We start from the raw sequence: 13,330 nt of genomic DNA, 5'->3' as shown, positions 1-13,330 counted from the left end.
CGTTTTAAAAATCTCCTGCCATCTCCTCAATAACTTTTAAATTTTCAAAAAGCTCTTCATAAGTCTTTGAATTTATAAGATTTGAGAAATATTTACTCTGTCTTTCCTGCTCAGTAAAATATATTTTAAAATATTTTTTAAGTTTATTAAAATCTTTTTCAAGTCCCCAAGTAGCATGGAAATCCTTTATATGGAATTTTAATATATTTAACCTAAAATTTAAATTACTATCTAAAAAGTGTTTTGAAGAAGGTTTAAATAAATTTAAATTTCCAAAAATTCCACGACCAAACATAATCCCATCAATTGAATATTTGTCAACATAATATCTAGCATCCTTGAGGCTCAAAACATCCCCATTGCCAATAATAAGAGTAGAAGGACTAAGATTATTTCGTAATTTAACAAGTTCATAAAAAATATCAAAATTAACAGGACCTTTGCTCTGATTAACAGCAAGCCTTGGATAAACCGTTAACATATCAATTTTAAGGTCTAACAAAAATCCTAACCAATCATCAACTTCTGGATATGAAAATCCATGCCTGGTCTTAACACTAAGAGGCAAATTAAATCTAGCACAAGCTTCTTTGCTTGCAAGAATTATCTCTTTAGCTAAAAATTTATTATTAATTAAAGCTGAACAAACTCCTTTTTTAATTATTTTACTCTTAGGACAACCCATATTAATATCAATTCCCCAAAACCCCATGCCTCCTAATATTTCTATTGCTCTATAAAATTGCTCAGGAACATTGCCCCAAATTTGAGCAATTAAAGGCCTATTAAGTTCATTGGGTTTTAAAAAAACATGTTGAATAGATTGTTTTGATCCATTTAAAATTCCTTTTGTAGAAATAAATTCAGTAAAATAAATGTGGGGTTCTCCTTCTTCAGATCCTATTAAATGAATTAAATTTCTAAAAACAGTATCGGTAACGTCCTCCATTGGAGCCAAAATCATAATTGGAAGAGGAATATCAAATAAAAACTTCATAATAAACTATATAATAATAAAATACAATACAATTTCAAGCAAAGTAAAACAGCCGCTCAACAAATTTGAATTTCTAAAAATAATATTGCAATTTTTAAAATAAAAAACACCCAAAAAGGAACGACAATAAAGGACATAATCATAAATTTTTTAAAAGTCAACAAATAATTTTAATAAAAAAATAATTTAAAAAATCAATCCATAACAAGGCTCTCGCCTGGAACCTTGGTTTTTCTTATTAAAGTATCTTTATATCCAGCAGATTTAATAAGCTCTACATTTTTTTGAACATCATCAGCATTAGTAGGGATAAAAACAGTATAAAACGGACCATGGGAATTTACTACAACAAAAAGACCCGCTTTTTTCAATATTCGATAAGCCCTATCAGCATAATCTTTTTTTCTATAAGATCCAACTTGTATATAAAAATCTGCTTCTTTGTCAACAGAAACTGAGCGATCTGCTAATAAATCTGAAGATTTATTTTTATCTTCAACAGAAATATTTTCTTCTGATTGCTTGATTTTTTTTTCTTCTTCAATATCGGGAGTATTAAATATTTTTTTAAAGTCACTAGATTTTGATACAGAGGGTCTTTTTTCATTTGCACTAATTACTTCAATTTTTACAGGAGCAACTCCTATTCCCAAAAAATCAAGCTTCTCGGCGGCATGTTTTGACAAATCGATTATTCTATCCTTTCTAAAAGGACCTCTATCATTAATTCTTACAACAACCGACCTATTATTTAAAAGATTTGTAACCCTTACGGTAGTATTAAAAGGCAATTCTTTGTGGGCCGCAGTAAGCGCCATCATATCAAATTTTTCGCCATTAGCAGTAATTTTACCGTGAAAAGCTTCGCCATACCATGAAGCAAGGCCTACTGTGGCAGAATTTAAATGAGAAGCAATAAAAAAAAATACAAAGAGAAAAACAAAGTTTTTATTATCTCTTAAGATGGCATCAATTAAATTTCTCATAATGTTTATTATAATATAAAAACATATTTCAATAAACAATTACGCTTGCAAATTGCTTATTTACATTTTTTTTGATTTAATTATAAAAAGAAAAAAGTCTAAAAATGAAAAAATGATATTAACAGAAATAATCAACAGAAGACAAATACAAAAAGCAGCAAAACTTATCGAAATGGGAGAACTTGTTGTATTCCCAACAGAAACAGTTTACGGAATTGGCGCAAATGCTTACAATGAAGATGCTGTAAAAATGATTTTTTTAGTAAAAAAACGACCTATTAACAATCCTTTAATAGTACACGTTGATACAGTAAAAAAAATAAAAGAATTATCAGAATATATTCCTAAAAGTGCTCTTATGCTAATTAAAAAGTTTAGTCCAGGCCCTTTAACTTATGTTCTTAAAAAATCAATAAAAATCTCCAGATTTGTAAGTGGAAACCTAGACACAGTAGCAATAAGAATTCCTGCAAATAAAACAGCTTTACGCTTAATAAAAGCATCTAAAGTTCCAATAGTAGCCCCGTCTGCAAATATATCAAAAAGACCAAGTTCAACAAATTTCGAAATGGCCTTAAAAGAATTAAATGGCCTTGTAAGGGGAATAATAAAAACAGAAGAGAATAAAGAATTTAATATTGGAATCGAATCAACTGTAATTGAATTTGACCTAAAAGATAACGTACTGATATTAAGACCGGGTGCAATAACAAAAAAAATGATAGAAAATGAACTTCAAGGAAAATATACGGTAAATTACGCAGAAACAAAAATAGAACTAGAAAAATCACCCGGAAACATAATAGAACATTACAAGCCAAAAATTCCCGTCTATTTATTTAAAAGTCAAGATAACATAAGAAGATATTTAAACAAAGATACAAAAATACTTATCACAAAAGATACTCTAAAATCCTATTTATTTAATTTTTTGTGGGATAAAAAAAATATTACAGTATTTAATACTCTTGAAGAATACGCACAAAATCTTTACAAAGAGTTGGTAAATTCTGAAAACAACTATAAACAAATACTTAGTGAATTCTTAAAAGACGAAGAACTTGGATACTCTATAAACAATAGAATTAAAAAAGCCAGTTCAAATAAATTCATTAACAAAAAATGATGATAAATTAGTTATTTTAAAAATTCAAAAAGCAATAAATACAAGCTCAACAAAACAAATAAGACTTAAACTAAGTATTAAAAACAAATTTCGCACAATCACATAAGAAAAATTTAAATCTTTTAGTTAATTGAAATAATCATGGATTAGCATAGTATATTCAAGTGGTATTTTGTCTTCATCAAAAGCAATACCAAGCGCAAAAACCTTTCCACTGGGCGTCTGAATAACGCTTAAGCTTTTTGACTTACCTTCAATAAAAATTTCTTCATCCATAAATTCAAAACTAAAAATCAAATCAATTGCATCTTCCTCGACATCTCCATAATCAAAAGAAGAAATTACTAAAGCACCCCCATAAGATAAATCTTTTATTAAGCATTTATGTTTTGCACCATTAAACTTGATATAAGCTTTATCAGAATCAATTTTTAGTTTTCTAATAGAATCTTTATCGATAATAATCCTCTCATGAATTCTCTGATTTTGCCCAAGTTTTAAATCAAGAAGCTTTCCAACTTTAATAGCAATCTCTTCTGGCGCAGGAGATAAGAATTCTAATGTTAATAAATTGTATTCCTTATTCAGAGAAGAATAAGCAGAAGCACTCAATAGTTTTACAGACAAAAAGGGAAAAAAAGCCGCACTACTCTTAGAATCTGAATTTTTCTTAAGTTGAATAGAGCCTAAATTTTTATTTTTAGCCAAAGCAGGCAATACGGTATCTTCTTGAAAAATAAGCTTAAGAGAATCCATAGAAATAGAATAAATTACTCCAAAAACAGTATAAGAGCCTATTCTCATTTCAATAGTATTGCGAAGATTTAAAAAACTATTTATCTCTGTGCTCATTTTAATCTCTTTACCCCTATACTTAGTCCCATAATCTCTTATTTTTCTAGATAAAAGCATAAACCTCTCCTTTCTCCTTTTTTGAATATAAAAACACTAAATAAAGCTTAAAACTGTTTTAAACGGTCTTACACCAATAAAAAAGTTCAAAACAATTAAACTATAAACGCACTTAATCAACAATCAATAAATTTACTCTTAAAATCAAAAACATACCATCACCCACCCCTCACAGCATTTATTTAATTAACAAAACTTAAAAATGCTTTTTACATAGTGTAAAATTATAACAATAATTTTACACTATAACAATCAACCTATAACATTATTAATTCTTACACACTTATAGTATACTTTAGTAAAAGTATGAGATTAAATAGCCCCAATTTGAAAAAAATAAATACACACAAGCTGCTTATTTATTTAACATATTTCGCAGTTAGCTTTTCTATTATCACGCTCTCATTAGCAATATCTAAGACTATAAACATACAAAAAGATAAAAATTTTGGATATATAAATCCAGCAGTTCCTTCAAGGCTTTTAGATATTAATGGAAAACAAATAACTCAATTTATATCTGATGAGAATAGAGAATTAATGCCCTTAAGGAAAATGCCTGACAATTTAATTAATACACTTTTAATACGAGAAGATATTGGTTTTTTTTCTCATCGAGGTTTTTCCTTGATGGGAATATTTAGAGCCGCATTTAATATTGTTCTTGGCAGATATTTTTCAGGCGGCAGTACATTAACCCAACAACTTACAAAACTTCTCTACACAAATCAAGCAAGAAGATCTATTTTAAGGAAACTACATGAAATCTGGTGGGCAATCCAACTTGAAAAAAAACTCTCAAAATACGAAATACTAGAAAAGTACCTTAATAAAGTTTATTTTGGAAATGGAAACTATGGAATAGTTGCAGCATCAAAATTCTTTTTTGGCAAAAGTGTAAATAAAATAAATACAGCAGAATCTGTGATGATGATAATCCAGCTTCCAAATGCAAAGCTTTATTCACCTCTTTACAATCCAGAATTTTCAAAAAAAATACAACGCGCAGTTTTAAACCAAGTTGTATCAAATGGGATAATCAAAGCTGAAATTGCTGAAAAAGAATTTAATGAATACTGGCAAAACTACGATTGGACCAGGATGGCTGACACATCTGCAATTTCAAACAAAAAAGACCAAGCTCCTTATTTTTCTGAATATATAAGACAGAAAATACTAAAATATTTACCAGATGGTGCAAACATATATAAAGATGGATACTCAATATATTCAACTCTTGACCTTGAGGCACAAAAATATGCAGATAAAGTTACAAACGATATGATTAATAAAGCAAGAACAATGCACAATTTAAACAGATCATCTGAAACAATAATTATTAATTCAGAAATTGTCCCTGTAGTAGATGCAATATCAGATTTATTGGGAATTAAAAATTTAAGAATAAATGGAAGGCAATACAAAAAACTAAGAAAAAGAAAATTTTACGAAGACAATATCGATCTAATTGCAAGTTTTGGAGCTATACTTGGAATTGATAAAATAGATAAGGCAACAAAAGAGTATATTATTAAAAATAAATTAACACCAAAGCTCATTGCACAGCCTGAAGGAGCAATGATAGCAATAGATACAACAAGCGGAGCAATAAGGGCCATGGTTGGAGGAAGCGGACATACTAAAGACAATGAATTTAATCGAGCCACACAAGCAAAAGTCCAGCCTGGAAGTGCATTCAAAGCATTATATTTTGCGGCCGCAATTGATCTAAAAAAAATAACAGCTGCAACAATGTTTTCAGACTCTCCAGTAGCATTTCTAAATAAAAACGGAGAGGTTTATGCTCCGGGAAATTATGGTGGCAAATGGAGGGGTAACGTTTTAACACGCCAAGCATTAGCTTTGTCCTTAAATATTCCGGCATTAAGAATATTGGACAAGTTGGGTTTTGACTCTGCAATTAGCTACTCCTCAAAACTATTAGGAATAACAGATCCAAAAGAAATAGAAAAAACGTTTCCAAAAGTTTATCCACTAGCACTGGGTGTAATATCAGTTTCTCCAATCCAAATGGCAAGAGCCTTTGCAATTTTAGGAAACAGTGGTAACGAAATCGAACCTTATGGAATAAGATACATTGAAGACAGAGCTGGAAGAATAATAACAAATGAAGAAGCAAGCATATTGGCTAAAATAAAAAGCAAAGAACATCAAACTCAAATAGTGTCTCCTCAAACCGCTTATATCATCACAGATATGCTGAAATCAACAATTCAATATGGAACCTTGGCAAATCAAAGATATACAAATCTCAAAAATTTTAAATCTGACATTGCTGGAAAATCGGGAACAACACAAAATTGGGCAGACGGATGGGCAATAGGATACTCTCCTTATATAACAACAGCATTTTGGGTTGGATTTGATAAAAAAGGATATTCACTAGGAATATCTGGAACAGGAACAGGATTAGCAGGACCTAGTTGGGGAGAATTTATGGCGGAATATCATAAAAACTTACCCAAGAAAGTTTTTGTAAAGCCTTCAGGAATAATTAGTATCCCCGTACAAGCAGAAACGGGCCTACTACCAGAAGAAATTGCTGATGAGAAAATAATAAATGAACTATTTATTTCCGGCACCCAGCCAGTTGAAAAATCAAAATATTATGAAAATAAACTAGAATTTAAAAATACAATAGAATTTAACATATATGGAATTGATGAGATTAATAATAACGATGAAATAAATTTTGACACCCCCGAATTTGAATATCTTGATAATCATCTTGAAAGCATTAAAAACAACAATAATGATAATGATAGTGGTGATGATGATATTAATAATCTTGAAAGCTTTAATAATAATGAAGAAAATAAAAATGAAATGGAAATGAACATTAAAGAACCCTTAAATGAAATAGAAAATGAAAACTCACACCAAGATCTAAATAATAATAACCAAGAAATGCTTAGAGAAAACACTAAAGAAATTAAAGAAGAGAGCATTGTTAATGAAACAAACACAGAAGCACAAAGCACAAAAGAATTAAATTCAAACAACAATGAAAATGAAAAAATTAACAATAAAGACGTCAACGGAGAAGATATCCAATTGGATTAAAACAATATGTTAATAGATATCGATCAAATAAAAATAAAAAAAAGAATTAGAAAAAATTTAGGAGACATTGAAACTCTTAAAAACAGCATTATAAAACACGGATTAATTTATCCAATAATAATAGATAAAAATAAAAACTTGATAGCGGGGCTTAGAAGATATCAAGCCTTAAAAGAAATAGGTTATAAAGAAGTTGAAGTAAAGGTAATCTCAATTGAAAACAAAAAAACTTTACTTGAAATTGAACTTGATGAAAATAATGTTAGAAAATCATTTACAAGAAGCGAGGCAAACGAGGGAGAAGCTTACTTAAAAATTTATTCTGAAGGCAATATAATAATAAGATTCCTTAAATTTATTATCTTAAAAATTAAAAACATGTGTAAAAGAAAAAACAGAAAAATTTAAACCATAACAAAGGGGTGTGTTTATGTTAAATTACAAAAATCTTAATGAACTTGAAAATTTTAAAATCCTTGAAGGGATTGCTCCAGAAGTGCTCAAAACGGCATTAACTGGAAAAAGAATAAAAGAATACGACATTACAATAGAAGGAGATAGTGTACATTACAACTATGCTTCAAAGCAAATTAATGATAACCACCTTAAAATTTTTCAAAATTTAAGCGATGAAGCAAATTTAATAGAAAAATACAAAGAAGTGCTTGACGGGGAAAAGATCAATATTAGTGAAAATAGAAAAGTTCTTCATCACCTTACAAGAGGGCAAATTGGCAAAGACGTAATAGAAGATAATAAAGAAAACATGAGAGAGTTTTTCCAATCAGAACTTGAAAAAATATATAATTTTGCAAATCAAATCCATTCTGGGAATATTAAAAGTGCAAATGGTAAAAAGTTTAAAAATGTAGTTCAAATAGGAATTGGTGGATCCAGCCTAGGGCCAAAAGCTCTTTATAGCGCATTAAAAAATTATGCAAAAAAACACAATCTAGCATTAATGAATGGATATTTTATTTCAAACATTGATCCAGACGAATCGGAAGAAGTATTAAGCGACATTAATGTTGATGAAACACTTTTTATTATTGTCTCAAAAAGTGGAAATACATTAGAAACCAAAGCTAATATGCAATTCTTAATAAACAAATTAAAATCAAATGGCATAAAAGAATATAAAAAACAAATGGTCATTATAACATTAAAAGATAGTATGTTAGCACTAAAAGAAAAAGGATATCTTGAATATTTCTTCATGCATGATTCAATAGGTGGAAGATTTTCTCCAACATCAGCAGTTGGACTTACGCTACTTACTCTTTGCTTCACGGAAAAAATTGTAAAAGAAATTATAAAAGGAGCCAACAGGGCCGACAAAAAATCATTAAACAAAAACGTAAAAGACAACGCAACTCTCTTGGCAGCACTAATTAGTATATATGAAAGAAATGTTCTAAACTACGGCAGCAACTGCATCATTGCTTATTCTAAAGCAATGGAAAATTTTTATCTTCACTTACAACAACTTGAAATGGAAAGTAATGGGAAAAGCGTAAACAGATTTAACGAAACAATAAACTACAAAACCGTAAGAATAATTTGGGGAGGCATTGGGACAGACGTTCAACACTCATTCTTTCAAATGCTTCATCAAGGAACAGATATAGTTCCAATGGATTTCATAGGTTTTAATGAAACACAACTTAAAGAAGATGTAATATCTGATAATAGCTCAAGCAATGACAAATTAAAAGCAAATTTAATAGCCCAAATAATAGCATTTTCAAAGGGCAAAGAAAATGATAACAAAAATAAAAATTTTAAAGGCGAGAGACCTTCTGCACTAATATATTCAAAAGAATTAACACCTTATGCAATAGGAGCAATACTCTCCCATTACGAGAATAAAGTAATGTTTGAAGGATTTTTATTAAATATAAACTCATTCGACCAAGAAGGAGTTCAGCTGGGAAAAATTATTGCAAATCAAATTTTAAAAAACAACACTTTTAAAGATGAAATAATAGAATCTTATTCTAAAAAAATTTTAAAACAAGATTAATTAATTTTAAATATATATCCTTAAGTTTAAAAAGAATGCACTAAGCTTATACAAGAGGTAAGAATGGATAAGGTAAGTATATTATATACATTAATTAATATTATAACAATGCTTATTCTAATAAGCATTGTTTATCTTTGTAAAAAGAAAAATGTCTCTTTTACAAAAAGAGTGTTTATATCATTAGCAATAGGAATAGCATTTGGAATGACTATCCAATATTTTTATGGCACAAATTCATCTATAACAAACGAAACTATCAATTGGATAAATATTGTGGGTGATGGGTACGTAAGGCTTCTTAAAATGGTTATAATCCCCTTAATAATAACATCAATAATATCTGCAATAATAAAATTAACCAACAGTAAAGATGTTGGGAGAATGAGCTTGCTTGTAATATTAACACTGGTGTTTACAGCGGGTATTGCTGCCATAATTGGCATTTTCACTGCTTTAATATTTGGGTTAACAGCTGAAGGACTACAAGTGGGAACCAGAGAAATTTTACAAAGCGAAAAATTGCAAAAAGGCCTTGAAATATTAAATCAAACACCAATCACAAAAAAAATCACAGAGCTTATTCCACAAAATATATTTGAAGATTTAGCAGGACTTAGAAAAAACTCAACAATCGGAGTTGTGATATTCTCAGCCATCATAGGAATAGCCGCTCTTAAAACATCTATTAAAAAGCCAGAATCAATAGAATTTTTTAAAAAAATAATATTAACTCTTCAAGACATAATATTAGGAATAGTAACTCTAATTTTAAAACTAACACCCTATGCCATATTAGCTTTAATGACAAAAATTACAGCAACCAGCGAAATCAAAAGCATAATAAAGCTTGGGGAATTTGTAATTGCTTCCTACATTGCCATAGGTCTCACATTTCTTATGCATATGACATTAATTGCAATAAACAAATTAAACCCAATTACTTTTATAAAAAAAATATCTCCAGCACTAACATTTGCATTCATATCTAGGTCTAGTGCCGCAACTATACCTATTAATGTAGAAATTCAAACTAAAACCCTGGGGGTAAGCGAAGGAATAGCAAATTTATCAAGCTCCTTTGGAACATCAATTGGACAAAATGGTTGTGCAGCAATTCACCCCGCTATGCTTGCAATAATGATAGCGCCAACTCAAGGAATAAACCCTACAGATATTTCATTTATACTTACACTTCTTGGATTAATAATAATAACTTCATTTGGATCTGCTGGCGCTGGCGGAGGCGCAACAACAGCTTCATTAATGGTACTCTCAGCAATGAACTTCCCAGTGGGATTGGTAGGACTTGTAATATCTGTTGAACCTTTAATTGACATGGGAAGAACAGCTGTTAATGTGGGCGGCTCAATGCTTGCGGGCGTCATATCTGCCAAACAACTTAAACAATTCAACCATAATATATACAACCAAAAAGAGCTTGTAAACAAATAAATAGGAAAACAATGATGAAAATAATAATTATTGGGGGCACATCAGCAGGAACTACTGCCGCGGCTAAAGCAAACCGCTTAAACAAAAAGCTAGACATTACTATCTATGAAAAAACAAATATTGTATCTTTTGGAACCTGTGGCCTGCCCTACTTTGTAGGAGGATTTTTTGACAATCCAAATACAATGATCTCAAGAACAAAGGAAGAATTCGAAAAAACTGGAATCTCTGTTAAAACTAACCATGAAGTTATCAAAGTAGATGCAAAAAACAATATAATTGCAGTAAAAAATCAAAAAACAGGGAACATTTTTAACAATACTTACGACCAACTTATGATAGCAACTGGTGCAAAACCTATTATCCCACCAATCAATAATATCAATCTAAAAAATTTTCATACACTGAGAAATCTAGAAGACGGTCAAAAAATAAAAAATTTAATGGATAAAGAAGAGATTAAAAATATAGTAATAATTGGTGCTGGATACATTGGAATTGAAATGGTAGAAGCAGCAAAAAATAAAAGAAAAAATGTAAGATTAATTCAACTAGACAAACACATACTCATAGATTCCTTTGACGAAGAAATAGTTACAATAATGGAAGAAGAGCTAATAAAAAAGGGGGTTGATCTTCACACAAATGAGTTTGTAAAAAGTTTAATAGGAGAAAAAAGGGTAGAAGGAGTAGTAACGAACAAAAATACTTATCAAGCTGATGCTGTTATACTTGCTACCGGAATAAAACCTGTTACTGAATTTTTAGAAAATCAGCTTAAAACTACTGAAAATGGAGCAATAATTGTAAATGAGTATGGCGAAACTAGCATAAAAAATATTTTTTCTGCAGGGGATTGTGCAACCATTTATAATATAGTAAGTAAAAAAAATGAATACATACCCCTGGCAACAACAGCAAACAAACTTGGAAGAATAATTGGTGAAAATTTAGCTGGCAATCGCATAGCATTTAAAGGCACATTGGGCTCAGCTTCAATCAAAATACTATCTTTAGAAGCTGCAAGAACAGGACTTACAGAAAAAGATGCAAAAAAGCTTCAAATAAACTATAAAACGATTTTTGTAAAGGATAAAAATCATACAAATTATTATCCCGGCCAAGAAGATCTTTATATTAAATTAATTTATGAGGAAAATACCAAAATAATACTTGGAGCACAAGCAATAGGGAAAAATGGAGCCGTAATAAGAATTCATGCTTTAGCAATTGCAATCTATTCAAAACTTACAACAAATGAGTTGGGAATGATGGATTTCTCATATTCTCCTCCCTTCTCAAGAACTTGGGATATATTAAATATTGCTGGAAATACTGCCAAATAGAAAGAATTAAATCAATTTAATTTTTAATTAATTAATTAATTAATTCTTCATGCTAATTGGTTGCCCTGTACTTGAAAGAACATCTCTCCAAAAAGAACCATTTGGATTAACCTTATTTCTGTCAATTACTGCCATCTTAATCGGTATGTGCACAAATTTTGTACTCCACAAACTAATCAACATTTTTGTTTTACCAGCCATTGCAGCATGCACAGCATTCGACCCAAGCCTAGCACAATAAAGCGAATCACTAGCATTAGCAGGTGAACTTCTAATAATATAGCTAGGATCAATGTATTTAAGAGTAAATTGTATGTTTTTTGATTTAAAATATTCTGTAATTTTATCTTTAATATAAAGCCCAATATCCTCATAAAGCAAATTCCCAGAATCGTCTTTCTTTTTGGGGAAATGGTCAAAATATTTTTGACCTGCTCCTTCTGCTATCAATATTACTGCATGAGGAATCTCTTCTAAGCTTTCTTTTTCTAAAAGTCGTCTTTCAAGATGAACAAGAAATCCATTAGGCCCTTCTATATCAAAATCAAGCTCCGGAATTAAACAAAAATTAACATCATTAGAAGAAAGCGCGGTATGAGCAGCAATAAAACCAGAATCTCGTCCCATAACCTTAACAAGACCAATGCCATTATATGCACTATTAGCTTCAAAATGAGCACCAGCAACAGCTGCAACGGCTTGCTCTACAGCGGTTTCAAATCCAAAAGATTTTTGAACAAACATAAAATCATTGTCTACTGTTTTAGGAATGCCCACAACTGCTATTTTTAAATTTCTTTTTTCTATCTCCTCGGCAATAAGAAGAGATCCCTTTTGAGTACCATCCCCACCAATGTTAAAAATCATATTAATGTTCATTCTCTCTAAAGTATCAACTATTTCCACAGGTTTAATACCACCCCTTGAAGAGCCAAGAATAGTGCCTCCAAATTTATTAATATCATCAACAACATCTGGATTAAGATTAATAAAAGGTGAATTTGACTCAGGAAGAAGCCCTTGATATCCAAACTTTACTCCATAAATATTTCGAACTCCATAAATTTTCCATAAAGTCCTCACAATAGAACGAATAACGTCATTAAAACCGGGACAAAGCCCACCGCAAGTAGTAATAGCAGCTTTAACATGCCTGGGCACAAAATAAATTTTTTCTCTAGGTCCGGCTTTTTCTAAAAGAACATCTTCATACTTATCTCCCTCATCCTCATTCCTATATACACTAAACTTGATTTTATTTTTTTCATTAACAAAATGTGAAGAACCCTCACTAGCATAAAAATCAATCAAAGGATTGTTTTGCTTGCATTCTCCTAAACTATCTATTTTAAAATCCAAATTTTCATTTTTAATCCTATACACCAAATACTCCTTTATAGA

At 30.1% G+C, this 13,330-nt stretch carries 10 protein-coding genes; 6 read left to right on the top strand and 4 right to left on the bottom strand.

From position 1 onward, the window contains the following. Positions 1–4: 4 nt before the first annotated feature. Both BBIDN127_RS03680 and BBIDN127_RS03675 read right to left on the bottom strand, forming a co-directional pair. Positions 5–997, bottom strand: coding sequence for a tRNA dihydrouridine synthase (locus tag BBIDN127_RS03680; RefSeq protein WP_014023944.1), 993 nt, complete (start codon positions 995–997; stop codon positions 5–7). A 194-nt stretch (positions 998–1,191) separates the two neighbouring features. After that, positions 1,192–1,983: a septal ring lytic transglycosylase RlpA family protein gene (locus BBIDN127_RS03675; RefSeq protein WP_014023943.1), complete on the bottom strand. Its 792-nt coding sequence runs from the start codon at positions 1,981–1,983 to the stop codon at positions 1,192–1,194. Positions 1,984–2,095: 112 nt separating this feature from the next. Between BBIDN127_RS03675 and BBIDN127_RS03670 the strand changes: the two genes are divergently transcribed. After that, a complete protein-coding gene (locus BBIDN127_RS03670; RefSeq protein ID WP_014023942.1) occupies positions 2,096–3,109 on the top strand; it encodes an L-threonylcarbamoyladenylate synthase in 1,014 nt (337 codons plus the stop codon). Between the two features lie 126 nt (positions 3,110–3,235). On the opposite strand, the gene plzA is transcribed toward BBIDN127_RS03670, so the two are convergent. Further along, on the bottom strand, positions 3,236–4,021 hold the full coding sequence (gene plzA, locus BBIDN127_RS03665; protein ID WP_014023941.1) for a c-di-GMP-binding receptor PlzA: 786 nt from the start codon (positions 4,019–4,021) through the stop codon (positions 3,236–3,238). Between the two features lie 306 nt (positions 4,022–4,327). On the opposite strand from plzA, the gene BBIDN127_RS03660 reads away from it, so the two are divergent. The 5 genes from BBIDN127_RS03660 to BBIDN127_RS03640 all read left to right on the top strand — a co-directional run bounded on the left by BBIDN127_RS03660 (position 4,328) and on the right by BBIDN127_RS03640 (position 11,929). Beyond that, entirely contained in the window at positions 4,328–7,105 is a 2,778-nt protein-coding gene (locus tag BBIDN127_RS03660) for a penicillin-binding protein 1A (RefSeq protein WP_014023940.1), read from the top strand. Positions 7,106–7,111: 6 nt separating this feature from the next. Continuing rightward, the gene (locus BBIDN127_RS03655; protein ID WP_014023939.1) at positions 7,112–7,513 is read left to right on the top strand and encodes a ParB N-terminal domain-containing protein; all 402 of its coding nucleotides are present in this window, start codon (positions 7,112–7,114) and stop codon (positions 7,511–7,513) included. Between the two features lie 22 nt (positions 7,514–7,535). Next, positions 7,536–9,128: a glucose-6-phosphate isomerase gene (locus tag BBIDN127_RS03650; RefSeq protein ID WP_014023938.1), complete on the top strand. Its 1,593-nt coding sequence runs from the start codon at positions 7,536–7,538 to the stop codon at positions 9,126–9,128. Between the two features lie 63 nt (positions 9,129–9,191). Continuing rightward, on the top strand, positions 9,192–10,583 hold the full coding sequence (locus BBIDN127_RS03645) for an L-cystine transporter (RefSeq protein ID WP_044054979.1): 1,392 nt from the start codon (positions 9,192–9,194) through the stop codon (positions 10,581–10,583). Positions 10,584–10,597: 14 nt separating this feature from the next. Further along, positions 10,598–11,929, top strand: a complete 1,332-nt coding sequence (locus BBIDN127_RS03640; protein ID WP_014023936.1) for a CoA-disulfide reductase — start codon at positions 10,598–10,600, stop codon at positions 11,927–11,929. A gap of 39 nt (positions 11,930–11,968) precedes the next feature. On the opposite strand, the gene BBIDN127_RS03635 is transcribed toward BBIDN127_RS03640, so the two are convergent. Then, on the bottom strand, positions 11,969–13,312 hold the full coding sequence (locus BBIDN127_RS03635; RefSeq protein ID WP_014023935.1) for an ATP-dependent 6-phosphofructokinase: 1,344 nt from the start codon (positions 13,310–13,312) through the stop codon (positions 11,969–11,971). Between the last annotated feature and the right edge of the window lie 18 nt (positions 13,313–13,330).

Origin of the sequence: Borreliella bissettiae DN127 (assembly GCF_000222305.1) — a bacterium.
GTDB classification, from domain to species: Bacteria; Spirochaetota; Spirochaetia; order Borreliales; family Borreliaceae; genus Borreliella; species Borreliella carolinensis.
This window is presented reverse-complemented; position numbering and strand designations above follow the sequence as displayed.

Bases quoted from the DNA above. Each gene is read 5' to 3' on its own strand.
- BBIDN127_RS03660 (WP_014023940.1), top strand. From the start codon at position 4,328: ATGAGATTAAATAGCCCCAATTTGAAAAAAATAAATACACACAAGCTG.
- BBIDN127_RS03640 (WP_014023936.1), top strand. From the start codon at position 10,598: ATGAAAATAATAATTATTGGGGGCACATCAGCAGGAACTACTGCCGCG.
- BBIDN127_RS03645 (WP_044054979.1), top strand. From the start codon at position 9,192: ATGGATAAGGTAAGTATATTATATACATTAATTAATATTATAACAATG.
- plzA (WP_014023941.1), bottom strand. From the start codon at position 4,021: ATGCTTTTATCTAGAAAAATAAGAGATTATGGGACTAAGTATAGGGGT.
- BBIDN127_RS03675 (WP_014023943.1), bottom strand. From the start codon at position 1,983: ATGAGAAATTTAATTGATGCCATCTTAAGAGATAATAAAAACTTTGTT.
- BBIDN127_RS03670 (WP_014023942.1), top strand. From the start codon at position 2,096: ATGATATTAACAGAAATAATCAACAGAAGACAAATACAAAAAGCAGCA.
- BBIDN127_RS03655 (WP_014023939.1), top strand. From the start codon at position 7,112: ATGTTAATAGATATCGATCAAATAAAAATAAAAAAAAGAATTAGAAAA.
- BBIDN127_RS03650 (WP_014023938.1), top strand. From the start codon at position 7,536: ATGTTAAATTACAAAAATCTTAATGAACTTGAAAATTTTAAAATCCTT.
- BBIDN127_RS03680 (WP_014023944.1), bottom strand. From the start codon at position 997: ATGAAGTTTTTATTTGATATTCCTCTTCCAATTATGATTTTGGCTCCA.